Consider the following 23,593-nt stretch of genomic DNA (forward strand, 5'->3'; position numbering starts at 1 on the left):
CCCCCCGTTTTCGACTACCCTCCGCCACATTCTGACCTGCACCCGACAGGAGTATCCGCAGTATTCAGAAATAATCGTCAGCGCATTTACCGACGCATTTTCCGACAATGTTCCAGTTGGCGGAACAGGGGCTCAACCGACCTCTGTCATGCGTTTCGCTCCGCTTGAGCGACGCAATACCGACTGTCCGAATGACAGGCATGCGCTCGGCCATGATCGTGCTCGATCACGGCCGGGCGCGGGGCGGGCCTGGGCGGTGGGTGTGGGCGGTGCGCGGCGGGGTGGGCACGGAAGTGGAAGGTCAGGCCCGGTGGCGCATGTCGGGAGCCGACTTTTGTCATCTGAAGCGAAACTTCTGCCGAACGCGACGAAGCTTTGCCTTCGTCCGGGGGCACGGGTAGGGTCACGATCTAGATAGAGGGTTGCCCATTCGTCGATCAACTTGCCGCCACCCCTGCCGGGTCGCCGCGTTCCGCTCCCGATGGGGCCGGGCCGCACCCGCACGCCGTCCCTCACCGTCCAGCCGGAGCCCGCCTCCGGCCGGTTCGGCGCGCCCGGCAGACGGCAGTCAGGTCGACCGCCGCCGACGGCGTACCAGCCGTCAGGAAGGGACCACCACCATGGATCAACAACTCAACGAACCGGGGCCGACACCGGCGTCCGAGCCGATCAGCCGGCGAGGAATGCTGCGCGCCGCGACCGTCTCCGCCGCCGCAGTCGGCGCCGCCGGTCTGCTCGCCGGCCCGGCCGCCGCCGCGCCCACCACCGCCGCGCCCGCCGGGCAGGCCCAGGGCCGGCGCCGGGTGCCGGTGGACCGGATCAGCATCCAGCTCTACACGCTGCGTGATCAGTTGGCCGCCGACCTGCCCGGCACCCTGGACGGACTGCGCCGGATCGGCTACCGGCGAGTGGAGCACGCCGGTTTCGTCGGACGCACCGCCGCACAGTTCCGGGCCGCGCTCGACGACGCCGGGCTGCGTTCCACCTCCGGGCACGTCGGCATCCCACAGCCTTTCGACGCCGCCACCTGGGAACAGGCCCTTGCTGACGCCAACGTGGTGGGCTGCAAGAAGATCGTCCACCCGTACTTCGGTCGGGACGCGAGCGGTCAGCCGATCCGGGACCCCGCCGTCTACCGGGCCCTGGCCCGGGACCTGAACCGCGCCGGTCGGCTCGCCGAGCGGGCGGGGCTCGACTTCGGCTACCACAACCACCAGCTTGAGTTCGTGCCGCTGACCGGCGGTTCGACCGGGTTCGACATCCTCACCGCGCAGACCGATCCCCGGCTGGTCCACTTCGAGCTCGACCTCTACTGGACCTGGCGGGGGGCCCACGACCCGGTCGACGTGATCCGGGCCAACCGGGGTCGGATCCGCCAGGTGCACGTCAAGGACCTCGACGTCGAGGGTGGTTTCGCCGACCTCGGCGATGGCCTCATCGATTTCGGCCGCATCTTCGCCCACGAGCGGGAGGCCGGCATCGAGGAGTACATCGTGGAGCGTGACGACGCGGGCACCGCGCCGCGCTCCCCCGCCGACGCCCTGGACACCGCTCGGGTCGGCTTCGACTATCTCGCTTCACTTCGATACTGACACCACTCGGGGGACATACCTGATGAACAGGACCGCATTCGCGTCCGCCCTGCTGCTGGTGACGACCGGCCTGGCCGTGCCACCGTCGGCAGCGGCCGCAGCACCGGCCGCTCCGCCGGACAGCAGCTTCCAGAAAGTGACACTGAACGACTTCCCGGGTGAGCCGATGAGCCTCGCCGTCCTGCCCGACCTGCGGGTGCTGCACACCTCCCGTACCGGTGAGGTCCGCATCCACGACCCGCGCACCGGGCTGAACACCCTCGCCGCCGACATCCCGGTGTACGAGCACGACGAGGAGGGGTTGCAGGGGGTCGCCATCGACCCGAACTTCGCCCAGAACAAGTGGGTGTACCTGTACTACTCGCCGCCGATGCAGACGCCGGTGGACGACCCGGCGACCCCAGACGTCAACGAGGGCGACGCCCCGGAGACCGGCACCGAGGCGGACTGGCAGCGGTTCAAGGGCGCGCTGCGGCTGTCCCGGTTCAAGCTGGACGGGATGAAGCTCAACCTCGCCAGCGAGCAGCAGATCATCGACGTGCCCACCGACCGGGGCATCTGCTGCCACGTCGGGGGCCAGATCGACTTCGACAGCTTGGGCAACCTGTACCTGTCGACGGGTGACGACACCAACCCGTTCGCCTCCGACGGCTACATCCCGATCGACGAGCGGGCCGACCGCCACCCGGCGTACGACGCCCAGCGCACCTCGGCCAACACCAACGACCTGCGTGGCAAGCTGCTGCGGATCAAGGTGAAGGCCGGCGGTGGTTACACGGTGCCGGCCGGCAACCTGTTCAAGCCGGGTACGGCGCAGACCCGCCCGGAGATCTACGCGATGGGGCTGCGCAACGCGTTCCGGTTCGCCGTCGACAGGCGTACCGACGACGTGTACGTGGGCGACTACTCCCCGGACGCGTCCAACCCGAACCCGGAGCGCGGCCCGGCCGGGCACGGCCGGTGGATGCGCGTCGACAAGCCGGCGAACTACGGTTGGCCGTACTGCGTGACGCCGACGATCGCCTACCGCGACTACGACTTCGCCACCGGCGAGTCCGGCGCCAAGTTCAACTGCAAGCGCCCGGTCAACGACTCGCCGCACAACACCGGCAAGCGCGTGCTGCCGCCGGTCGAGCAGCCGGAGGTCTGGTACGCGGCAGCCGCCTCAGCCGAGTTCCCGCAACTGGGCACCGGCGGCATCTCTCCGATGGGCGGCCCGGCGTACCAGTACGACGGGACCAGCACGTCGCGTACCCGCTGGCCGGCCTACTACGACGGGGTGCCGCTGTTCTACGAGTGGAGCCGGGACTACATCAAGGAGTTCCGCCTCGACTCCGACGGCGACGTCACGGACATCCGTCCGGTGGCGCCCTCGCTGGTGGTGGACAACCCGATGGACATGGAGTTCGGCCCGGACGGCGCGCTCTACGTGCTGGAGTACGGCGACGGCTACTTCGCCGAGAACCCGGACGCGCAGCTGTCCCGGATCGACTTCGTCCGGGGCAACCGGACGCCGATCCCGAAGATCAGCGGCACCCCGACCGTCGGGCAGGCTCCGTTGACCGTCGCGTTCTCCAGCGCCGGCACCACCGACCCGGATGGTGACAAGCTGAGCTACGCGTGGGACTTCAACGCGGACGGCTCGGTGGACAGCACCTCTGCGAACGCGACCTGGACGTTCGCGGAGAACGGCTCGTACACCCCGACGTTGAAGGTGACCGACCGCACCGGACGGTCCGCCTCGGCGACCCTGCCGCTGGTGGTCGGGCCGACCGCGCCGATCGTCGAGTTCGTCGCCCCGGTGGCCGGGCAGCCCTTCCAGTTCGGGCAGACGGTCGCGTACGAGGTGAAGGTCACCGATGACCTGCCGGTGGACTGCTCCCGGGTGAAGGTCACCTACGTGCTCGGGCACGACGAGCACGGGCACCCGCTCTCCACCTCGACGGGTTGCTCCGGGACCATCCCCACCTTCCTCGACGGTGGGCACAGTGGTGCGGACAACCTGACCGCGGTGTTCGTCGCGGAGTACACCGACGCGCCGACCGAGCCGGGCGTACCGGCGCAGACCGGTTCGGCGACGGTGGTGCTGGACCCGACCCCGGTGGCCGGTCTGGCTGGCTGATCAGCTCAATCAGGGCAGCGGCGGTGGTCGGATCTCTCCGGCCACCGCCGCACGCCGTTGCGCTCCGCGCTCGGAGCACGGGTGGCCGCTCAGCTCCAGTCGCTGTCTACGTGGTTGTCCCGCCACCGTCCGCCCACCGGCGGGGTGTCCAGTCGCATCCCCTCGTCGGCGTTGCCGGCCAGGTCGTTGTCCTCGACCCGGCAGTCGACGCAGCTGCCGCGCCCGGTGATCCACAGCCCGTGTGTCTGGGTCTGGTTGTCGTGGTTGTCCCAGATCCGGTTGCCGCGGATGGTGGCCGAGTCGAACGGCGCGTCGATTGTGATACCGGCCCGCAGTCGGGGTGCGGCCGCCAGCTCGTACGCGCATCCCGGCGGCGGCACATCCCCGCTCCACCCGCTGAACGCGTCCGGGCGGACCGGGGCGAGGGTGAGTTCCTCGCCGGTGTTGGAGGCCACCTTGGCAACGGATCGGCCGACCCGCAGGACCTTGCCCCGGTGCCCGTCGTGCGCCCAGTTGGCCGACCGGTCCACCAGGCTCCGCTCGCCGTAGCGGACGGCGTCGCCCGCGCCGCTGGTGCCTTCGGCGTACTGTCGCCCGTTGTTGCGGATCCGGTTGTTGAGCAGCACCGTGTCGGTCATCTGGTGGTCGATCCGCACCCCGTCCAGCCCGTTTCCCCAGATCTCGTTGCTCTCGATCACCACGTCCCGGATCGGGCCCCGGTAGCCGCGATCGAGGTCGTGCGCGTGGTAACCGTGCCGCCCGTTGCTGCTGAGCCGATTGCCTCGGACGGTGTACGAGCCGGGGGTGTTGCCGATGCTGACCCCGTCGTACATGTTGCCGTCGATGACGCAGTCGGTGAGCAGCCCACCCCGGCCGGCCACGGACGAGGTGCCCTGCGCCGACACGTCGAAGCCGGTCTCCAGGTTGCCGGTGATCGTGCAGGCGGAGACGATCAGGCCGTCGGCGCCCCAGTCGGAGATGCCGAACCGGTTGCCCTGACTGTGGCAGCCGATGATGCGGTAGCCGCGCGGCGGCGTCCAGTGTTCCTTCTGCAACTCCAGGAAGATCCCGTTGGTGCCGTTGGCCAGGGCGGTGCAGTTGGCGATGGTCAGCCGCTCCACCGCCCCCCAGCCGCCGATCCCGATCCCGATGCCGGCGCCGCCGATCTGCTCGCCGTTGTCCAGTCGGCCACAGCCGACCACCACCACGCCGTCGATCAGGGAGTCCTGGAGGAAGTCGCAGCCCAGCCCGGTGGCCGCGGTGTGGTGGATGTAGAGGTTGCGGAAGACGCCCCGGACCATGTACTGAATGCCGAGGCCCTTGGCCAGGTAGTTGTACTCGGCCATGGCGACGCCGGAGCCGTCGATCTGGAAGTCGGAGAAGGTGCAGTCGGCGATGTGCCGCTCCCGGTCCGCGCCGTGCTGCACGGTGGTCCAGAAGGCCAACGGGGTCGGGTCGGCCCGGTTGCCCTCGTTGCTGAGCATGAACCGGGTCGCCGCCGGGCCGGCCCCGATCAGCGACACCCCGCTGCGCCAGACCGTGCCCGCGTCCCGGATCGAGTAGATGCCCGGCGGGCAGTAGATGACGCGGGCCCGCCCGTCCGAGGCGTACCCGGCGCCGAGGCGGTCCACCAGGGCGGCCAGCGCCGGCTGGTCGTTGGTCGAGCCGTCGCCGGTCAGCCCGTACTCCAGCGCGTCGCAGTAGAGCGGCGCGCCGGCCGAGGCCGGCCGTCGTACCCGGACCGAGTTCAGTAGCAGCTCGTTCGCCACGGGTCGGCTCCCTTCGACGCGTTCGGTGCGCTCCGGCGGGGCCGACTTCCCGATCACGCCGCCGGGAAACCCCGGCCCGATCACACCGCCGGGAAAACCGGGCACCGTCGGGAGGCCCCAGACGTGCGCCGGCCCCGGCGCCGCACGGGCAGCGCCGGGGCCGTGGGTACGCGTCAGACGGCGGCGATCAGCAACGCCGGGCGTTCCACGCAGTCGGCGACGTGCCGCAGGAAGCCACCGGCTACCCCGCCGTCGCAGACCCGGTGGTCGAAGGTGAGGCTGAGCTGGGTCACCTTGCGGACGGCGAGTTGCCCGTCGACCACCCACGGCTTGTCCACGATCCGCCCGATGCCGAGCAGGGCGGCCTCGGGGTGGTTGATGATCGGCGTGGAGCCGTCGACGCCGAAGACCCCGTAGTTGTTCAGGGTGAAGGTGCCGCCGGTCAGCCGGGCCGGCGGCAGGCTGCCGGCCCGTGCGGCGGCGGTGGTCGCCGCCAGTTCGGCGGCCAGCTCGGCGGTGGTGAGCCGCTGGGCGTCGCGCAGCACCGGCACCAGCAGACCCCGGTCGGTCTGCGCGGCGATGCCGAGGTGCACCCCGGCGGACTGGACGATCCGCTGCGCCTCGGTGTCGACCCGGGCGTTGAGTTGCGGGAACCGACGCAGCCCGCTGAGGCAGATCCGGGCCAGCAGGGCCAGGATGCTCACCGGCGCGTCGGGCGTCGCCGCGTTGATCGCGGCTCGGGTCTCCAGCAGCCCGGTGGCGTCCACGTCGACCCAGATGGTCACCTCCGGGATCTCCCGCCGGCTGCGGGAGAGCTTGTCGGCGATGACCTTGCGGACACCGGTGAGGGGGACGATCACGTCGCCGTCCCCGGCCGGGGTCGACGCGACCTGCGGGTCCGGCACGGCGGCGAGTCTGGCGGCGGGCCCGGTCAGCGCGGCCTGCACGTCGGCGCGGCGGATCACCCCGCCGGGGCCGGTGCCCCGCACCGCACCCAGGTCGACGCCGTGCTCGCGGGCCAGCCGCCGCACGATCGGCGAGATGACCAGGGCAGCGGACGACCGCGCCGGGTCGTCGGACGCGGTATCCACGCCGGTCGCGCCACCGGCAGCCGCGCCGGTGCCGCCGCTCGGGCCGGCGTCGGCCGGTTCGGGGGCCAGCGCCAGGCGGGGCCGACGCCGACGCCGGGTGGCATTGCCGTGGCCGGTGCCGTAGCCGATCAGCACGTTGCCGGAGCCGGCCCGCTCCTCCTCGCGGTAGGTGGCGTGCCCGGCGGGCTCGTCGCCTCCGTCCAGCGGCGCGATGGTGATCAACGGCTGGCCGACCGGGCGTACCTCACCGGCCGCGCCGTGCAGGGTGACCACCCGGCCGGCGTACGGGCAGGGCACGTCGACGACGGCCTTGGCGGTCTCCACCTCGACCACGCTCTGGTCGACCGTGACGATGTCGCCCACGGCGACCCGCCACTCGACGATCTCGGCCTCGCTCAGCCCCTCGCCCAGATCGGGCAGGAGAAAGACCTGCGTCCGTTCGACGGTGGTCATGCCGCCGCCCAACGCGCGTCCGGCTGGTCGTCCCACTGCAGGCGGGCCACCGCGTCGAGCACCCGGTCCACGCCGGGCAGGTGGGTGTGCTCCAGCATCGGCGCCGGGTATGGGATGTCCAGCCCGGCGACCCGCAGCACCGGGGCGTGCAGCGCGTGGAAGCAGCGCTCCTGCACCCGGGCGGCGATCTCCGCGCCGACGCCCGCGAAGCCGGGCGCCTCCTGGATCACCACGCACCGGCCGGTGCGCCGGACCGAGGCGGTGATGGTGGCGTCGTCGAACGGCACGATGGTGCGTACGTCGACGACCTCCAGGTCCCAACCCTCCTCGCGGGCGGCCTCGGCGGCCTCCAGCGCGACCGGCACCGCCGGCCCGTACGCCACCAGGGTGGCGTCGCGGCCCGGCCGGCGCACGACGGCCCGGCCGAACGGCTCGGTACGCGCCGGCAGCGACGCGTCGGCGCTGGCGAAGTAGAGCTTCTTGGGCTCCATGAAGACCACCGGGTCGGGGTCGTCGATCGCCTCACGCAGCAGCGAGTACGCGTCGTCGACGGTCGCCGGGGTGACCACCTTCAGTCCGGGGGTGTGCGCGTAGTACGCCTCGGAGGAGTCACAGTGGTGCTCGACCCCGCCGATCCCGCCCGCGTAGGGCACGCGGATGACGATCGGCACGCTCAGTGCTCCCCGGGTGCGGTTGCGCAGCTTCGCCACGTGCGAGGCGATCTGCTCGAACGCCGGGTACGCGAACGCGTCGAACTGCATCTCGACCACCGGTCGCAGGCCGGACATGGCCAGGCCGACGGCGAAGCCGACGATGCCGGCCTCGGCGAGCGGAGTGTCGAAGCAGCGGTTCTCGCCGAAGCGGGCCTGGAGGCCGTCGGTGATCCGGAAGACGCCGCCGAGCGCGCCGACGTCCTCGCCGAAGACGACTACGCGGTCGTCGGCGGCGAGCGCGTCGGCCAGCGCGGTGTTGAGCGCCTTCGCCATGGTGGTGGCCATCAGGCGTCACCCTCCTCGTCGCGGGCGGCGGCCAACTCGGCGCGGACCAGCTCGCGCTGTTCGATCAGCTGTGGGGTGGGCTTGGCGTAGACGTGGTCGAAGAGGCTCAGCGGGTCGACAGTGGGCTGCTCGTTCATCCGGGTCCGCAGGTCCGCCGCGTACGCCTCGGCCTGCTCGGCGACCTCGGCGACCGCCGCGTCGTCGAGCACACCGCGAGCGCGTAGATAGGTCTCCAGGCGGGCGAGGGGGTCCCGATCCCGCCAGGCGTCGACCTCGGCGTTGTCGCGGTAGCGGCTGGCGTCGTCGGCGTTGGTGTGCGGCTCCATCCGGTAGGTGTGCGCCTCGACCAGGAACGGCCCCTTGCCGGCTCGGGCGTGGGCGACCGCGCGGGTGAGCACGGCGAGCACCGCGACCGGGTCGTTGCCGTCGACCTGCTCGCTGGGTACGCCGTAGCCGACGCCCTTGTAGGCAAGCGACGGCGCGGCGGTCTGCCGCGACAGCGGGACGCTGATCGCGTACCTGTTGTTCTGCACGAAGTAGACCACCGGCGCCTTGAACACGGCGGCGAAGTTGATCCCCTCGTGGAAGTCGCCCTCGCTGGTGGCGCCGTCGCCGATGAAGGCCAGCGCCACGGTGTCGCGACCCTGGTACGCCTCACCGTGGGCCAGCCCGGCGGCGTGCACGCACTGGGTCGCGAGGGGGGTGCACTGCGGTGCGGTGCGTACCTCGGTCGGGTCGTAGCCGCAGTGCCAGTCGCCGCGCAGCAGGGTGAGCACCTCGACCGGGTCGATGCCCCGGGCAACCAGCGCCATCGATTCGCGGTAGGTGGGGAAGATCCAGTCGGTGTCGCGGACCGCGAGCACCGCGCCGACCTGGCACGCCTCCTGGCCCCGCGAGGACGGGTAGACGGCGAGCCGGCCCTGCTTGGTCAGGGCGGTCGCCTGGGTGTCGAAGCGGCGGCCGAGCACCATCCGGCGGTACAGCTCGCGCAGCACCTCGACGGGGGGTTCGGGGTAGTCGGTGCGGGCCGGCAGCGGCGTGCCGTTCTCGGCGAGCAGGCGGACCGGCTCGGCGTCCGGTAGCAACGAGCGCGCCGGGTCGGGCGGGGTGACCGTTCGACGGGTGCGCGGGGATGCCCTGCGGACCGCCTGGGGAGTGGTCGTCACGGCGGAACCTCCTGGGACGTGTGGTGAGCCTATGCTTCCGCTTGTGGATGATTGACTCAAGATCGACACAGAAGGCGGGACGGTTGGCATGCGGAGGGCCTATCAGTGAGCCAGGAGACCGCCGACGAAGCGAGCCGGGACGCGGGATCGGGACGATCGGCCCGAGCCCTGGACGAGGTGGACCGGCGCATCCTCGACGAGCTGGTTCGCGACGGGCGGACGTCGGTGCGCACCCTCGCCGAGCGCATCCACATCTCCCGCACCAACGCGTACGCGCGGGTGGAGCGGTTGCTGCGCGACGGGGTGATCACCGGGTTCCGGGCCCAGGTGGCGCCCGAAGCGGCCGGGCTGGGCACCTCGGCGTACATCGCCCTGACCATCGAGCAGAACACCTGGCGGGAGGTGTCGGCCGAGCTGGCCCGGGTGCGCTACATCGAGCACGCCGCGTTGCTCGGCGGTGACCACGATGTGCTCGCGCTGGTCCGCGCGCCGGACAACGCCGCGCTGCGCGACGTGGTACTGGGCCGGGTGCAGAGCATCCCCGGGGTGCTGTCCACCCGCACCTGGCTGGTCTTCGAGGAGTTCGACGGGGCCGGCAGCCCCTGGGCCTGACCGGCTCAGCGCTCCGGCGGGGCCTCCAGGCCGTCCCGGTCGGCCAGCTCCAGCAGCGGTTCCAGCGAGTGCCGGTCGCCGTCCAGCCCGGCGTGCGGGTCGCCGCGCTCGGCGAACCGGGCCGGCATGCTGAGCACGTCGAAGTCCTCCGGGCGGACCTGGTCCAGCTCCGACCAGTCCAGCGGCGCGGAGACCAGCGCGGCCGGCGTCGGCCGGATCGAGTACGCCGAGGTCACCGTGTGATCCCGGGCCATCTGGTTGTAGTCGACGAAGACCGGCCGGTCCCGCTGGTCGCGCCACCAGGTGGTGGTGACCAGGTCCGGCAGCCGGCGCTGCATCTCCCGGCCCAGCGCGAGCACCGCCCGACGGCAGTCACCGAAGCTCCACCGCGGCTCGATCGACAGGTAGATGTGCAGGCCCCGACCGCCAGTGGTCTTCGGGTAGCCGGTCAGGCCCAGCTCGGTGAGGAACGCCCGCACCTCGTGCGCCACCGGCACGACCTGCTCGAAGCCGACGCCGGGCATCGGATCGAGGTCGATGCGCAGCTGGTCGGGGCGTTCCACGTCGGCGGCGGTGACCGGCCACGGGTGAAACCGCAGGGTGCCCAGGTTGGCGGCCCAGATGACCACGGCCAACTCGCTCGGCGCGACCTCGTCGGCGGTACGGCCACTGGGGAAGGTGATGTGCGCCGTTCGCACCCACTCGGGCGCGCCGGCCGGCAGCCGCTTCTGGTAGAACGCGTCACCCCGATTGGTCTGCCGGGTGGCGATCGTCGCACCCTCGAAGACACCGCGGGGCCAGCGTTCCAGCATGGTCGGCCGGTCCCGCAACGCGCGCAGGATGCCGTCACCGACCGCCAGGAAGTAGCGGACCACGTCCAGCTTGGTCAGCCCCCGCTCGGGAAAGTATGGCTTGTCGGGGCTGGAGACGCGGACCAGCCGCTCCCCCACCTGGATCTCCTCGGCCGCCGTCGCCACGCCACCGAGGGTACGACCTGCGCCCACGCCGGACGCCCACCGAGCGGACATCGGCATGGCGGATCACTGGACACGATTACCGTCGGCGGCGCCCGGGTACGGGGGCCGCATGGCGGAACTGGCAACCCTCTGGATCGTCCGGCATGGCGAGAGCACCGCGAACGTCGCGGCGACGCACGCCGAGACGTCGGGCGCGGAGCTGATCGACCTCACTCACCGCGACGCCGACGTGCCGCTCTCCGCGACCGGCGAGGACCAGGCCCGAGCGACCGGCCGTTGGCTGGCCGAGCTGCCGGACGCGAAGCGCCCGGACGTGGCGGTGGTGTCGCCGTACCTGCGCGCGGTGCAGACCTCCCGGCTGGCGCTGGCCGGCACCGACATTCGCGTACACCGCGACGAGCGGCTGCGCGACCGGGAGCTGGGCATCCTCGACGGGCTGACCGGGCACGGGGTGCGGCGGCGGTACCCGGACGAGGCCGACCGTCGGGAGCGGTTGGGCAAGTTCTACTACCGGCCGCCGGGCGGGGAGTCCTGGACGGACGTGGCGTTGCGGCTGCGGACGCTGCTGGGTGACCTGCGCCGGGACCACGAGGGTTGCCGGGTGCTGCTCTTCGGCCACGACGCACTGGTGTTCCTGCTTCGCTATCTGGTGGAGGGGTTGACCGAGGACGAGCTGATGGCGCTCACCCGGCAGGAGGTGATCGCCAACTGTTCGATTACCGAGTGGTCGGCCGATGGCGAGGACCGACTGACGCTCACCGCCTTCAACCATGTCGAGCACCTGCGTCAGCAGGGCGCCCAGCCGACCAGGGAGGACGAGATCCATGCCGAGCCGGTCTGAGGTGAAGGTGATCACCCCGGCGTTGCTGCGGGACTGGGCGCTGCCGGTGCCGGTCGGTGGGAAGGAGAGCCGGGGCACCGTGCTGGTGGTCGGCGGTTCCCGCTTCACGCCGGGCGCGGTGCTGCTCGCCGGGGTGGCCGCGTTGCGCGCCGGCGCTGGGGTGCTCCAGCTGGCCGCCGCCGAGTCGACCGCCGCCGCGCTGAGCATCCAGGTGCCCGAGGCGCTGGTGGTCGGTCTGCCGGAGACCGCCGACGGCGCGGTGGCCGCCGACCGGGACGGCCAGCTCGGCGACCTGGTCACGCAGGCCGACGTGGTGGCGATCGGCCCCGGCTTGAAGGCGATCGACGAGACCAACCGCCTGCTGAGCCTGGTCCTGGAGGCGGCCCGTCCGGACACGTCGCTGGTGCTCGACGCGTACGCCCTCGGTGCGCTCAGCCACGCACCGGACCTGCTGGTCGGCTCGGGTCGGCCCGTGGTGCTCACCCCCAACGTCACCGAGGCCGGGCACCTGATCGGGCGGGACCCGGGTGACGACCTGGACGCCGAGGCGGCCGAGGTGGCCACCCGGTACGAGGCGGTCGTGTCGCTGTACGGGCACGTGGCCGCCCCGGACGGGCGGGGTTGGCGGGAGGAGAGCGGTGACGCCGGGCTGGGCACCTCCGGCAGCGGGGACGTGCTCGCCGGGTTGCTGGCGGGGCTGCTGTCCCGGGGTGCCGACCCGGCGCAGGCGGCCTGTTGGGGCTCGTTCGCGCACTCGGTGAGCGGCCAGCGGCTGATCCCCCGCTACGGCCGGATCGGCTTTCTGGCCCGGGAGCTGCTCGACGAGATCCCCCGCACCCTGGCGATGGTCTGATCGGGCCCGGTCCCTTCGTCGAACCTCGGCGGAGCTTCGCTGGAGGGCGACCCGAACGGCCGGTTCCGGCCCGGTAGGATCTGCCCGGGCCGTTACTGGCGCGTGGGGATGGACAACCATCGGGGAGCGGCCTCGTCACGTGGACGTTTGCCGAGCGCCTGGGCCTTCCCGCACGTCTGTTGGAGGTCGCATGTCGCACAACGCCGAGTCCACCGCATTCCGCAGTGCCCTTGAGGTGATCCGGGCTGTCGAGCCGCGGGTCGCCGACGCCATCGGCGCCGAGCTGACCGACCAGCGGGAGTCGCTCAAGCTGATCGCCAGTGAGAACTACGCCTCCCCGGCGACCCTGCTGGCCATGGGCAACTGGTTCAGTGACAAGTACGCCGAGGGCACCGTCGGCCGCCGCTTCTACGCCGGCTGCCAGAACGTCGACACCGTCGAGGCGCTCGCCGCCGAGCACGCCCGGGAGCTGTTCGGCGCCGCGCACGCGTACGTGCAGCCGCACTCGGGCATCGACGCCAACCTGGTCGCGTTCTGGGCGGTGCTGGCCGACCGGGTGGAGTCCCCCGCCCTGAAGAAGGCCCAGGTCCGCCAGGTCAACGACCTCACCGAGGCAGACTGGTTCGCGCTGCGGCGCGAGCTGGGCAACCAGCGGATGCTCGGCATGTCGCTGGACGCCGGCGGCCACCTCACCCACGGCTTCCGGCCGAACATCTCCGGCAAGATGTTCGACCAGCGCAGCTACGGCACCGACCCGGCGACCGGCCTGATCGACTACGACCGGGTGGCCGAGGCCGCCCGCGAGTTCAAGCCGCTGATCCTGGTGGGTGGCTACTCGGCGTACCCCCGGAAGGTGAACTTCCGGATCCTGCGCGAGATCGCCGACTCGGTCGGCGCCACCTTCATGGTCGACATGGCGCACTTCGCCGGGCTGGTGGCCGGCAAGGTGTTCACCGGCGACTTCGACCCGGTGCCGCACGCGCACATCGTCACGACCACCACCCACAAGTCGCTGCGCGGCCCGCGCGGCGGCATGGTGCTCTGCCAGCCGGAGCTGGCCGACCAGGTGGACCGGGGCTGCCCGATGGTGCTCGGCGGTCCGCTGCCGCACGTGATGGCCGCCAAGGCGGTCGCGCTCGCGGAGGCCCGTCGGCCCGACTTCGCCGACTACGCCCAGCGGATCGTGGACAACTCGCAGGCCCTCGCCGAAGGGCTGCTGCGCCGCGGCGCGACGCTTGTCACCGGCGGCACCGACAACCACCTGGTGCTGATCGACGTGTCCGGCTACGGGCTCACCGGCCGGCAGGCCGAGCAGGCCCTGCTCGACTCGGGCATCGTCACCAACCGCAACTCGGTCCCGCAGGACCCGAACGGCGCCTGGTACACGTCCGGCATCCGGATCGGCACCCCGGCGCTGACCACTCGGGGCCTCGGCACCGCCGAGATGGACCAGACCGCCGAGCTGATCCACACCGTGCTGACCCAGACCACCGCCGGCGCCAACGCCGACGGCACCCCGTCGAAGGCGAAGTACACCCTGGACGCCGACCTGGCCGACAAGATCGCCCGCCAGGCCACCGACCTGCTGGCCACGTACCCCCTCTACCCCGGCATCGACCTGAGCTGAGCGGCGGTACCACTGACGGCCACGCCGCCCCCCCACTCAGGTGAGTGCCGGGGGCGGCGGGGCCGGCGGCCCTCAGGCCATGGGGCGCTTCAGGTGGTAGCGGTGGACCTCGGTGCTGCCCTGGACGTTGTTGACGTCCTCGGCGGCGGAGACGAGCTCCCACCCCTCCCGGCCAGCCCGGTTGAGGTGCGCGATGGCGGTGTCGCCGTAGGCGGTGATGTCCTTGCGCGAACCGTCCGGCGCGTACCAGACGAACGAGACGTGAAAATTGCGGCCCTGTCCCTGATAACGGCGGACGAGCAAGGCGTACTCCCAGGCAACCATGCGGCCTATTATGACCGTCCACCCAGGACGGCGGTACGCGGGTCGTCGCGCATTGCCATCCGATGAACGCGGTGTGTCAACCCGCCCGGCGGGTCAGCTCGTCGGTGATCAGCGCCGCGAGGCGGTCCAGCCCGACGTCGATCTGCTCCGGCGTCACCGCGCTTACCGACAACCGCAACGCGCGGACCGGCGCGGTGTCGTCGTAGAAGTGCGCCATCGGCGTCCACAGCACGCCGTAGTCGCGCGCCGAACGGTCCAGCATCGCGTCGTCGACCGGGAACGGCACTGTCACCACCACGAAGAACCCACCGGCCGGCACCGTCCAGCGCACCACCCCCGACTGCGCCGGCTGCGCTGGCCCATCCGGCTGCGCCGGAAACCGCCGGCTCAGGCCGGCCACCAGGTGGCGCAGATTCCGGGTGTACGCGGACCGCTCCCGGGTGTTCGCGGCCACCAGGCTGCATCCGTGCTCCAGCAGCCGGCCGCCGATGACCGCCTGCGCGATCGGCGACGTGTTCACCGTGATCATGCTCTTGATCATGGCGAGCTGGTCGGCGAGGGGGCCGACTCGGCCGTTCGGGCCGGCCACCCGTTGGTCGGCGACGACGTACCCGACCCGGGCGCCGGGGAGCACGGTCTTGGCGAACGAGCCGAGGTAGACGACCCTCCGCTCGGTGTCCAACGCCTTGAGGGTGGGCGGGCGTGGCTCGTCGTCGAGGTGGAACAGGCCGTACGGGTTGTCCTCCAGCAGCAGCAGGTCCTCCTCGGCGGCCAGGCCCAGCAGCTGCCGCCGGTGGGCGGTGTCGATGCTGACTCCGGAGGGGTTGGCGAAGTCCGGCATCAGGTAGCAGGCGCGCGGCCGCAGCCCCGCCGCCCGTGCCCGGCGTACCTGGGCCGCGAGGTCGGCCAGATCGACCCCGGACGGCCCACCGGCGACCGGCCACACCGGCAGGTCTACCAGCCGGGCCGCCCCGGTCAGCCCGACGTAGGTCGGGGCGACCGCGAGCAGCACGTCCGTCGGGCCGGCCCGCAATGCCCGCAGCACCAGGAACATCGCCTCCTGGCAGCCGACGGTCACCACGATGGCCTCCGGGTCGACGGTGATCTGCTCGTCGACGGCGAGGTTGCGGGCGATCAGGTGGTGCACGATGCCCTTGGTCCGGCCGTACTGGAGCAACAGCCGTCGGGCCTGCTCGGGTCGGTGCCCCAGGTCGTCGACGAGATGCCGGTGGAACGTGTCCAGGTGGCGGTGCACCGCCGCGAGGTCGAAGAACTCCTCGTACGGTCGCCCGGCGGCGAGGGACACCGCCGCCGGGTAGCGCTCGGACACCTCGTTGAGGAAGTTCATCGAGGTCAGCGCCGGATCGCTCAGCGCGGGGTGCAGGTCGGCGACGGTCAGGTCGACCGGCTCGGCGGCGCTCACTTCTCAACCCACCCCGAGGGTGCGCAGCTCGCCGGCCGCCACCGGATCGGCGCAGCCGGCCAGGGTGAGCGCGTCGGTCAGCTCGGCGGCGAGCAGGCCCAACGCGTCCCGGGCGGCCGGTTCGCCACCGACTGCGAGGGCCCAGAGCAGCGGCCTGCCGACGAGCACCCCGGCCGCACCCAGCGCGAGCGCCCGCAGCACGTCGGTGCCGCTGCGGATGCCGCTGTCCAGCAGCACCTGGCAGTCGTCCCCGACCACGTCGACGACCTCGGGCAGCATGGTGACGCTTGGTGGCGAGCCGTCCAGTTGCCGCCCCCCGTGGTTGGAGACGACCACGGCGTCCGCGCCGACGCGTACCGCCTCGACCGCGTCGCGCGGGTCCAGCAGCCCCTTGACCACCAGCGGCAGGTCGACCTGCTCGCGCAGCCACGCCAGGTCCGACCAGCGCAGCGCCGGCGCGAACGACGCGGCGGTGTGCGCGGCGATGGCGGACGCCCCGGGGGCACCGGAGTGCGCCAGCGCGTCGCGACCCTCGGGCAGGTTCGCGGCGATCACCTCGGCCGGCAGCCGGAACGCGTTGCGCAGGTCCCGGGGGCGTCGACCGAGCACTGGGACGTCCACGGTGACCACCAGTGCCCGACAGCCGGCCGCGACGACCCGGTCCAGCAGGTCGCGGACGAGAGCCCGGTCGCGCAGCCAGTAGAGCTGGAACCAGACGTCCGCGCCGGCCCCGGTGACCTGTTCGATGGGGGTGCTGCCCAGCGTGCTCGCCAGGTACGGGATCCCGGCCGCACCGGCCGCCGCCGCCAGGCCCAGCTCCCCGTCCGGGTGCACCAGCCGCTGGTACGCCATCGGCGCCACCGCGACCGGCATGGCGTACGGACGGCCGAGCAGCCGGGTGCCGAGGTCGACGGTGTCCACCCCGCGCAGCACCCGGGGCAGCACCGCGACCCGGTCCAGCGCCCGACGGTTCGCGGCGAGGGTCACCTCGGCGGCGCTGCCGCCGGCCACGTAGTCCCACACGGCCGGCGGCAGCACGGCCCGGGCCCGATCGGCGTAGTCGGCCAGCGACACCGCCGGCAGGTCGGTCAGCACCCGCTCACCCCTCGCCCGCCGCCGGGCCGGTCGCGGCAGCCGGCTCGGCCGCATCGCCCGGCTCGGCCGGCAGCCCGAAGCGCTCGCGGAGGAACGCCGCCGCGCTCCCCTGCGCCCGCCGTCCGTCGGTGAAGGTCCCCGGCATGGCGAAGAACCCGTGGATCATGCCCGGGTAGTGCTCCAGTCGGGTGGACACGCCGGCGTCGCGCAGCCGCTCGGCGTAGCGCTGCCCCTCGGCGCTGAGCGGGTCCAGGTCGGCGGTGATCACCAGCGCCGGCGGCAACCCGGCCAGGTCGTCGGCGAGCAGCGGCGACGCGAGGGGATCCCGGGCGTGCGCCGGGTCGGTCAGGTAGTGCGTCCGGTACCAGGCGACCGAGCGGCGGTTGAACAACGTCGGGTCGTCGTCCCCGGCCGGCTCGCCGCTCTGGTCGGTGTTCGGGTAGACGAGCAGTTGCGCGGCGAGCGGCGGCCCGTCGGTACGGCTGAGCAGGGTGACTGCGGCGGCCAGGTTCCCACCGGCGCTGTCGCCACCCACCGCCAGCCGGGCCGGGTCCACGCCCAGCCGGTCGGCGTGCCGGGCGATCCACGAGGTGGCGGCGTGGCAGTCGTGCACCGCCGCCGGGAAGGGGTGCTCCGGGGCGAGGCGGTAGCCGACGGTGATCACCTGGCAGGGCACCGCGTTGGCGAGGCGTCGGCAGATGCCGTCGGCGGTGTCGATGCTGCCGAGCGTCCAACCGCCGCCGAAGAAGTAGAGCAGGGTGGGCAGCGGGCCCGACCCACCCGGCCGGTACACCCGCAGCGGCAGCTCACCGGCGGGGCCGGGGATCCGCTCGTCGCGTACCTCGGTCACCGGCTCGACCGCGCCGGTGCCGGCGCGGATCGCGGCCAGGTCCGCGGCGCGCGCCTCGGTGAGGGTCTGCGCGTACAGCGGCGGGGTGCCGGCCGCGGCGCGGGCCGCCCGGTACGCCGCCACCTCCGGGTGCAGGGCCATGTCGCTCCTATCCACCGGTGCTGACCAGCAACTTGTCGATGCCGCGCAGGAACAGGCTGCCGCTGTACGTCGGTGTCTCGGTGACCGTCAGCGTGGGGAACCGGGCGAACAGCCGGGGCAACGCGAGGCGTCCCTCCAACCGCGACACCGCCGCGCCGAGGCAGAAGTGCAGGCCCACCCCGAAGGCCAGCGACGGCGGGCCGGGACGGGTCGCGTCGAAGGTGTCCGGGGCCGGGAAGCGGGCCGGGTCCCGGTTGGCCGCCCCGATCATGATCAGCACGTTGTCGTCCTTGGCGACCGGCACGCCGCCCAGCACGGTGTCGGCTGGGGCGGCTCGGGCCAGGAAGTGCACCGGGCTCGCCAACCGCAACACCTCGTCGACGCAGCCCTGCGCGAGCGTGTCGTCGGTGGGCAGCGCCGCGACCGTCTCCGGGTGGGCCAGCAGCAGCGGTAGCCCGTTGCTGAACATGTAGACGGTGGTGACGAAGCTCGCGTTGAACAGGACGATCAGGTTGCTGATCAACTCGTCCTCGGTCAGCTCCACCTCCCCCGAGTCGAGCGCCTCGACCAAATCACTGAGCAGGTCGTCCCCGGGCACCCGGCGGCGGTGCCCGAGCAGCTCCCGGTAGAAGACCCGCAACTCCTGCGCGGCGGCGTTCGCCGCAGCCAGCCGCTGCGGGGTCTTCCCCGCCACGTCCAGGAATTCGTCGATCCGCTCCACCCGCTCGCGATACCACGGCAACTCACCGGCCGGGATACCGATGAACTCGGCCATCACCAGTGCCGGAATCGGGTACGCGAAATCGGCCACGAAGTCGACAACGCCATCGGCGGCGTCGGCCATCCGGTCCAGTAGCTCGTCGACCACCCGCAGGATCACCGGTTCCAGCGCGCCGAGCCGGCGCGGCGTGAAGGTGCGGGAGAAAACGTGCCGCATCCGGGTGTGATCGGGCGGGTTCACGAACATCATCGAGGTCTGGAAGGTACGCAGGATCTCCTGCTCCTCCCACCCCGGCGGCGGCTGTTTGGTCCACTCCGGATCACGCAGCAACCCGTCGACGAGGTCGTAGCCGACCGCCACCGCGGCCACCGTGCGGTGCTCGGCGCGCGCCGGCACCGCGCTGATCGGCCCGAGCCGGTGCAGGCCGGCGTACCACGGGTACGGATCCTGTCTGCCCTGTTCGCTGTACAGGCCGGTGAGTAACTCCTCCACGTCCACGGCCGATTCCTCCCCAGGATGTCGGTGGCCGGGGGCAGCGGGGATCGCCCGCCACCCCCGGCCGATGTCACAGATCGAGCAGGCGCAGCGGCACCGCGTTTGCCAACGCCTGGTTGCCGGCGTCGTTCGGGTGGATGTGGTCCCCCGAGTCGTACGCGGGCAGCAACTGGCTAGGCCGCGCCGGGTCGCGCAACACCCGATCGAAGTCGAGCAGCCCGTCGAACTCCCGACTGCCACGCAGGTACGCGTTCACCGCCTGGCGGGTGGCCTCCTTCTGCGGCGTCCACACGCCCATCACACCGTGCCCCTCGTACGGCGTCAGCGTGGCCACCAGGCTGGTCAGGCCGCGCTGCTGGAGCTGCCCGTTGATCTGGCGCAGGGTGGCGATGATCGCCTCGGCTGAGTCGTTCGACATCCAGATGTCGTTGATGCCCAGGTGGGTGACGACGGTCCGCACCCCGGTCTGGGGAAAGACGTCCTCGTTGAGCCGGGCCGCCGCGTTCGGGCCGAGCTGGTAGTAGCCGGGGTAGTTGCCGTCGCCCGGCTCGGTGCCCTCGTGGTTGAGCCGGTTGCCGGCGAGGCTCAGGTTGAGCACGCCCGGGGTGCGCTTGTCCGGCCGGTCGGCGAGCAGCCGGTCGGAGAGCAGGTCAGGCCAGCGCCGGTTGGCGTTGACGGTGCTGCCGTTGCCGTCACCGATGGAGTCACTGAGCACGACCAGCGCGCCGGGGCTGCCCTTGCGCTGCACGTCGATGCCGGAGAGGAAGAACCAGCAGCAGGTGGGGCGGGTGGTGAACCCGGTGCCCTCGGCCGCACCGGTCAGATCCCCCGCGCCGATGAAGTTGGCCTGCTGGGACTGCCCGTGGAACGTGGTCGGGCCGGTCGGCGTCGGGAAGTGCAGGGTGACCACCAGGTCACTGTCGTCCGCGACCGGGAAGGCCAACGGGTCACTGAGCAGTTCGGCGCCCCGGTTCATGGTCGCCGAGGCGGCACCGGTGAAGGTCAGCGGGCGCACCGACGCCGCGTCGATGTCGGAGAGGTCGTCGGGGGTCGCGGTGTTCGGCCGGGCGACGGTGGCGCGACCGACCTTGACCGCCTGCTCGCCGTAGAGGTTGCTCAGGCGTACCCGCAGCGCCGGGCCGCCCACCGAGACGTGCACGATCATCCGGACGCTCTGGTCGTTGAGGCCGGTGTTGGTCAACCCGACCGAGTTGCCCCGGGTTACCGCGGTGGCCCAACTGCCCGCCCACTCGGCGCCCTCGGGCCGGCCGGCGGCGGTGCCGGACGGACCGGCGCTGGCGACGACGGCGGGTGCGCCGGTGACCAGCAGCGCGGCCGCAGCAGCGATGACATGCCATCTCTTCGGGGTTGCCGTTGCCATGGAACCTCCATCGTGTGGCAGCCCAGGGCCGTCCGCTGACGGCGCCCGCCTGGACGATGGTCCAGAAACCTAGCCGCCGCCGCTGACAGGCGTCAATCAACCTGATCGACGCGATCATATGTCCGCCGGGCCGCTCGGATCGCCCGTCGGCACGGTTCCGACCAGCCGTTTCCGGCCTAGGCTTCCAGGCGGCGGCGGTGCGGTCGCCCAAGCGCGCCACCGTCGCGTCGTCGCCGGGCGCTGCCCGGAGACCGCCGCTTTCTCGGATGGGGGCTGCCGGATGACTGACGGACCCGTGCACACCACGACCTATGTGGACAGGGTGCTGGACCTCTTCGCCGAATTCGGCGACCGGGAGGCGCTGGTCGGCGCCGATCGGCGACTCACCTACACCGAGGCCGCAGCGTTGGTTCGGGCGATGGCCACGACGCTGACCCGGCACGGCGTACGGCCCGGGTCGGCGGTGCTGGTGACCGTCGCCAACGCGGTGGAGGGTCCGCTGCTCCAACTCGCACTGCACCTGCTCGGCTGCCGGACGATGTGGGTGGCCCCGGTGACCGCCCGCCGGGAGATCGACGAGTTCATCCGGCTGGCCCGCCCCGACGCCCTGGTCTACGACGCCCGAGACCCGGCCAGCCTGGGCCCGGAGTTGGCCGTCGCGCTGCCCGGCACACCGGTGTGCTGCCTCGGCGCGGGTGGCGCCGGCCCGGACCTCACCGCCGCCGACGACGTGGCGGACCTGCCGGCGCTGGTGTCGGCGCCCGAGTCGTTCCTGCAGACCAGCGGCACCACCGGCAGCCCTAAGCTGGTGCACCACCGGGAGAGCTTCTACGCCCAGATCCTCGCCCTGGCCGCCGACTTCCGCGCCGCCGGGTTCCCGTTGCTGCGGCACCTGTCGCACTCACCGATGTGGCTGGCCAGCGGCCAGATCACCACACTGTTCAACCTGTTCACCGGTGGGGTGCTGTTCCTGCGCGACGACTGGGATCCAGTGGCCTTCGTGGACACCGTGCAGCGGGAGCGGATCAACTCGACCTTCGTCACCCCGCCGATGCTCTACGAGGTGTTGGACCATCCGGCGCTGGTCGGCGCGGACTTCTCCGCGATGTTCATGTTCAACGTGGGCGCCGGGCCCGCCGCGCCCGCCCGGCTGCGCCAGGCCATCGCGCGGTTTGGCCCGGTGCTGCGCATCGTGTACGGCCTCAGCGAGGCGGTCGTGATCACCGCGCTGCCCGGGTTGACCGACGACCCGGAGCACCCGCAGCGGCTGCGCTCCTGCGGGCGGCCCTACGGCGACGTCCGCATCGAGATCCGCGACGACGACGGGGTGGTGCTGCCGACCGGCCGCGACGGCGAGGTGTGGGTGCGGACCCGACTGAGCTTCGCCGGCTACCACGGTCAGCCGGAGCTGACCGCGCAGACGCTCGTCGACGGTTGGGTGCGGACCCGCGACATCGGCCACCTCGACGACGACGGCTACCTCTACCTGGTCGACCGGGCGCACGACATGATCGTCACGCACCGACGGAACTGGGCGATCTTCTGCCGCCCCATCGAGGACGTGCTGCTCGGGCACCCCCAGGTACGGGCCGCCGCCGTGATCGGTGTGCCGGACGAGACGGTCGGCGAGGTTCCGTACGCGTACGTGGTGCTCGGGCCGGACGCCACGGTCACCGGGGCCGAGCTGATCGACCTGGTGACCGCCGAGCTCAACGAGATGTGGGCACCGGCCGGGGTGGCGTGCCTCGACCGGCTGCCGGTGAACCGGTCGATGAAGGTGGACAAGCGGGCGTTACGCGCGCAGTACGCGGCGCGTCGGGCGGCGGCGGTCGGGGCGTGACCCCCCGCCGGCAACTTGTCGTCCTGGTCAGCGCGGATCTGATCTCCAACCTGGGCACCCGCATCTCGGTGGTGACCATCCCCTGGCTGGTGCTGGTCACCACCGGCAGCCCCACCAAGATGGGTGTGGTCGCGTTCGCCGAGACCCTGCCGTACCTGCTGTCCAGCGCGTTGGGCACGCCCTGGGCGGACCGGATCGGCCTGCGCCGCACCTCGATCGTCTGCGACGCGGGCAGCGCGGTGGCGATGGTCGTCGTCGCGCTGACCCCGTGGTTGGGCTTCGCCCCGCTGGTCGCGCTCGTCGCGGTGGCCGGCGCGTTGCGGGGCATCGGAGACCGGGTGAAGCACGTGATGTTCCGTCCGGTCGCGGAGGCCGCCGGAGTGTCGCTGATCCGGCTGACCTCCGCGTACGACGGGCTCAGCCGGTTGTTGACCCTGTTCGGCGCCGCCGCCGGCGGCCTGTTGATCGCCGCGTTCGGGGTGACCGAGGCGATCCTCATCGACGCGGCCAGCTTCGGCGTCTGCGCGCTGCTGATCGCCGTCCTGGTCCGCCCGCCGGCCGCCCCGGCGCGACCCGCCCAGCCAGAGAGCTACCTGCGGGCGCTGCGGGGTGGTTTCAGCTACCTGGGTCGGGACCGTCCGCTGCTCGGCATGCTCGCCGTCATCTCGGCGCTGAACATGGTGGCCAACGCCAGCGTGGCCGTCTACATCCCGATCTGGGTGGCCCGGCAACTGCACGGCCCGAGCGGGCTCGGCCTGGTGCTGGCGGCGTTCTCGGCCGGCGCGCTGCTGGGCAACCTGGTGTTCACCGCGCTCGGGCCCCGACTGCCCCGACGGTTGACGTTCCTCCTCGGCGCGCTGATCGCCGGCACGCCCCGGCTGGTGGCGCTGGCGATCAGCGACGAGCTGCCGGTGGTGCTCATGGTGACGTTCCTGTCCGGAATCGGCATCGCGGCGGTCAACCCGCTGCTCGGGGTGGCGCTCTACGAGCGGGTGCCGCCGGAGTTGCAGACCCGGGTGATCGGCATCGCCGGTTCGTTGGCCTTCGTCGGGTTACCGGTCGGCGCGCTGCTCGGCGGCTGGTCGGTGGACGCGCTCGGGCTCACGCCGGCACTGCTGGTGATGGCGGCCGCGTGTCTGGTGGTCACCGCGTACCCGCTGCTGAGCAGGGCGTCCGGCCCGGCGACACCGGCCCGGCCCACCCCCGTCACCACCCCGTGACC

General features: G+C 72.2%; 19 protein-coding genes and 1 riboswitch. Of the genes, 8 read left to right on the forward strand and 11 right to left on the reverse strand.

Annotation, left to right across the window (positions count from 1 at the left end; genetic code table 11):
- The first annotated feature begins 620 nt into the window (after window positions 1-620).
- Together IF46_RS0127625 and IF46_RS0127630 are read left to right on the forward strand one after the other, a co-directional pair.
- The gene (locus IF46_RS0127625) at window positions 621-1,592 is read left to right on the forward strand and encodes a sugar phosphate isomerase/epimerase family protein (RefSeq protein ID WP_051724224.1); all 972 of its coding nucleotides are present in this window, start codon (window positions 621-623) and stop codon (window positions 1,590-1,592) included.
- A 22-nt stretch (window positions 1,593-1,614) separates the two neighbouring features.
- On the forward strand, window positions 1,615-3,714 hold the full coding sequence (locus IF46_RS0127630; protein WP_030491318.1) for a PQQ-dependent sugar dehydrogenase: 2,100 nt from the start codon (window positions 1,615-1,617) through the stop codon (window positions 3,712-3,714).
- Window positions 3,715-3,803: 89 nt separating this feature from the next.
- Here the strand turns inward: IF46_RS0127630 and IF46_RS0127635 are convergent, their stop codons facing one another.
- From IF46_RS0127635 to pdhA, 4 genes are all read right to left on the reverse strand, one after another.
- Complete coding sequence (locus tag IF46_RS0127635) at window positions 3,804-5,483, reverse strand: right-handed parallel beta-helix repeat-containing protein (protein ID WP_030491319.1); 1,680 nt, start codon at window positions 5,481-5,483, stop codon at window positions 3,804-3,806.
- Window positions 5,484-5,656: 173 nt separating this feature from the next.
- Entirely contained in the window at window positions 5,657-7,027 is a 1,371-nt protein-coding gene (locus tag IF46_RS0127640; protein ID WP_420063597.1) for a dihydrolipoamide acetyltransferase family protein, read from the reverse strand.
- Complete coding sequence (locus IF46_RS0127645) at window positions 7,024-8,028, reverse strand: alpha-ketoacid dehydrogenase subunit beta (RefSeq protein WP_030491321.1); 1,005 nt, start codon at window positions 8,026-8,028, stop codon at window positions 7,024-7,026. Before IF46_RS0127645 ends, IF46_RS0127640 begins: the two co-directional genes overlap by 4 nt.
- Window positions 8,025-9,191, reverse strand: a complete 1,167-nt coding sequence (pdhA, locus tag IF46_RS0127650) for a pyruvate dehydrogenase (acetyl-transferring) E1 component subunit alpha (protein ID WP_036393480.1) — start codon at window positions 9,189-9,191, stop codon at window positions 8,025-8,027. Before pdhA ends, IF46_RS0127645 begins: the two co-directional genes overlap by 4 nt.
- Before the next feature lie 105 nt (window positions 9,192-9,296).
- On the opposite strand from pdhA, the gene IF46_RS0127655 reads away from it, so the two are divergent.
- Window positions 9,297-9,803 (forward strand): Lrp/AsnC family transcriptional regulator, encoded by a 507-nt coding sequence (locus IF46_RS0127655; RefSeq protein WP_030491323.1) that lies wholly within the window; start codon window positions 9,297-9,299, stop codon window positions 9,801-9,803.
- Window positions 9,804-9,808: 5 nt separating this feature from the next.
- Here IF46_RS0127655 and IF46_RS0127660 read toward each other — a convergent pair whose 3' ends face one another.
- Entirely contained in the window at window positions 9,809-10,831 is a 1,023-nt protein-coding gene (locus tag IF46_RS0127660) for a DNA polymerase domain-containing protein (RefSeq protein WP_198041559.1), read from the reverse strand.
- Between the two features lie 58 nt (window positions 10,832-10,889).
- On the opposite strand from IF46_RS0127660, the gene IF46_RS0127665 reads away from it, so the two are divergent.
- The 3 genes from IF46_RS0127665 to IF46_RS0127675 all read left to right on the forward strand — a co-directional run bounded on the left by IF46_RS0127665 (window position 10,890) and on the right by IF46_RS0127675 (window position 14,101).
- Complete coding sequence (locus IF46_RS0127665) at window positions 10,890-11,621, forward strand: histidine phosphatase family protein (protein ID WP_030491325.1); 732 nt, start codon at window positions 10,890-10,892, stop codon at window positions 11,619-11,621.
- Complete coding sequence (locus tag IF46_RS0127670) at window positions 11,605-12,474, forward strand: NAD(P)H-hydrate dehydratase (protein ID WP_030491326.1); 870 nt, start codon at window positions 11,605-11,607, stop codon at window positions 12,472-12,474. Before IF46_RS0127665 ends, IF46_RS0127670 begins: the two co-directional genes overlap by 17 nt.
- Before the next feature lie 81 nt (window positions 12,475-12,555).
- Window positions 12,556-12,645: riboswitch (ZMP/ZTP riboswitch) on the forward strand.
- A gap of 19 nt (window positions 12,646-12,664) precedes the next feature.
- Window positions 12,665-14,101 carry a glycine hydroxymethyltransferase gene (locus IF46_RS0127675; RefSeq protein WP_030491327.1) on the forward strand — a complete coding sequence of 479 codons (1,437 nt, stop codon included), beginning with the start codon at window positions 12,665-12,667 and terminating at the stop codon, window positions 14,099-14,101.
- A gap of 72 nt (window positions 14,102-14,173) precedes the next feature.
- Here IF46_RS0127675 and IF46_RS0127680 read toward each other — a convergent pair whose 3' ends face one another.
- The 6 genes from IF46_RS0127680 to IF46_RS0127705 all read right to left on the reverse strand — a co-directional run bounded on the left by IF46_RS0127680 (window position 14,174) and on the right by IF46_RS0127705 (window position 20,498).
- Window positions 14,174-14,434 carry a hypothetical protein gene (locus tag IF46_RS0127680; RefSeq protein WP_030491328.1) on the reverse strand — a complete coding sequence of 87 codons (261 nt, stop codon included), beginning with the start codon at window positions 14,432-14,434 and terminating at the stop codon, window positions 14,174-14,176.
- 67 nt (window positions 14,435-14,501) lie between these two features.
- The gene (locus tag IF46_RS0127685; RefSeq protein ID WP_030491329.1) at window positions 14,502-15,848 is read right to left on the reverse strand and encodes an aminotransferase class I/II-fold pyridoxal phosphate-dependent enzyme; all 1,347 of its coding nucleotides are present in this window, start codon (window positions 15,846-15,848) and stop codon (window positions 14,502-14,504) included.
- A gap of 3 nt (window positions 15,849-15,851) precedes the next feature.
- Window positions 15,852-16,997: an alpha-hydroxy acid oxidase gene (locus IF46_RS0127690; protein WP_084598080.1), complete on the reverse strand. Its 1,146-nt coding sequence runs from the start codon at window positions 16,995-16,997 to the stop codon at window positions 15,852-15,854.
- Entirely contained in the window at window positions 16,948-17,934 is a 987-nt protein-coding gene (locus IF46_RS0127695) for an alpha/beta hydrolase (RefSeq protein ID WP_051724225.1), read from the reverse strand. The genes IF46_RS0127690 and IF46_RS0127695 overlap by 50 nt, the downstream gene beginning before the upstream one ends.
- Before the next feature lie 7 nt (window positions 17,935-17,941).
- On the reverse strand, window positions 17,942-19,153 hold the full coding sequence (locus tag IF46_RS0127700; RefSeq protein WP_030491332.1) for a cytochrome P450: 1,212 nt from the start codon (window positions 19,151-19,153) through the stop codon (window positions 17,942-17,944).
- 67 nt (window positions 19,154-19,220) lie between these two features.
- Window positions 19,221-20,498: an SGNH/GDSL hydrolase family protein gene (locus IF46_RS0127705; protein WP_030491333.1), complete on the reverse strand. Its 1,278-nt coding sequence runs from the start codon at window positions 20,496-20,498 to the stop codon at window positions 19,221-19,223.
- Between the two features lie 313 nt (window positions 20,499-20,811).
- Between IF46_RS0127705 and IF46_RS0127710 the strand changes: the two genes are divergently transcribed.
- Window positions 20,812-22,371: an AMP-binding protein gene (locus IF46_RS0127710; protein ID WP_030491334.1), complete on the forward strand. Its 1,560-nt coding sequence runs from the start codon at window positions 20,812-20,814 to the stop codon at window positions 22,369-22,371.
- Window positions 22,368-23,591 carry an MFS transporter gene (locus tag IF46_RS0127715; protein WP_030491335.1) on the forward strand — a complete coding sequence of 408 codons (1,224 nt, stop codon included), beginning with the start codon at window positions 22,368-22,370 and terminating at the stop codon, window positions 23,589-23,591. The genes IF46_RS0127710 and IF46_RS0127715 overlap by 4 nt, the downstream gene beginning before the upstream one ends.
- The last annotated feature ends 2 nt before the right edge of the window (window positions 23,592-23,593 follow it).

The organism is Micromonospora chokoriensis, assembly GCF_000718555.1.
Taxonomy (GTDB): Bacteria; Actinomycetota; Actinomycetes; order Mycobacteriales; family Micromonosporaceae; genus Micromonospora; species Micromonospora chokoriensis_B.

Excerpts from the sequence above, each read along its gene's own strand:
- IF46_RS0127625 (WP_051724224.1), top strand. The coding sequence starts at position 621 with ATGGATCAACAACTCAACGAACCGGGGCCGACACCGGCGTCCGAGCCG.
- IF46_RS0127630 (WP_030491318.1), top strand. The coding sequence starts at position 1,615 with ATGAACAGGACCGCATTCGCGTCCGCCCTGCTGCTGGTGACGACCGGC.
- IF46_RS0127640 (WP_420063597.1), bottom strand. The coding sequence starts at position 7,027 with ATGACCACCGTCGAACGGACGCAGGTCTTTCTCCTGCCCGATCTGGGC.
- IF46_RS0127660 (WP_198041559.1), bottom strand. The coding sequence starts at position 10,831 with ATGTCCGCTCGGTGGGCGTCCGGCGTGGGCGCAGGTCGTACCCTCGGT.
- IF46_RS0127665 (WP_030491325.1), top strand. The coding sequence starts at position 10,890 with ATGGCGGAACTGGCAACCCTCTGGATCGTCCGGCATGGCGAGAGCACC.
- IF46_RS0127670 (WP_030491326.1), top strand. The coding sequence starts at position 11,605 with ATGCCGAGCCGGTCTGAGGTGAAGGTGATCACCCCGGCGTTGCTGCGG.
- IF46_RS0127675 (WP_030491327.1), top strand. The coding sequence starts at position 12,665 with ATGTCGCACAACGCCGAGTCCACCGCATTCCGCAGTGCCCTTGAGGTG.
- IF46_RS0127690 (WP_084598080.1), bottom strand. The coding sequence starts at position 16,997 with ATGCGGCCGAGCCGGCTGCCGCGACCGGCCCGGCGGCGGGCGAGGGGT.
- IF46_RS0127695 (WP_051724225.1), bottom strand. The coding sequence starts at position 17,934 with ATGGCCCTGCACCCGGAGGTGGCGGCGTACCGGGCGGCCCGCGCCGCG.
- IF46_RS0127710 (WP_030491334.1), top strand. The coding sequence starts at position 20,812 with ATGACTGACGGACCCGTGCACACCACGACCTATGTGGACAGGGTGCTG.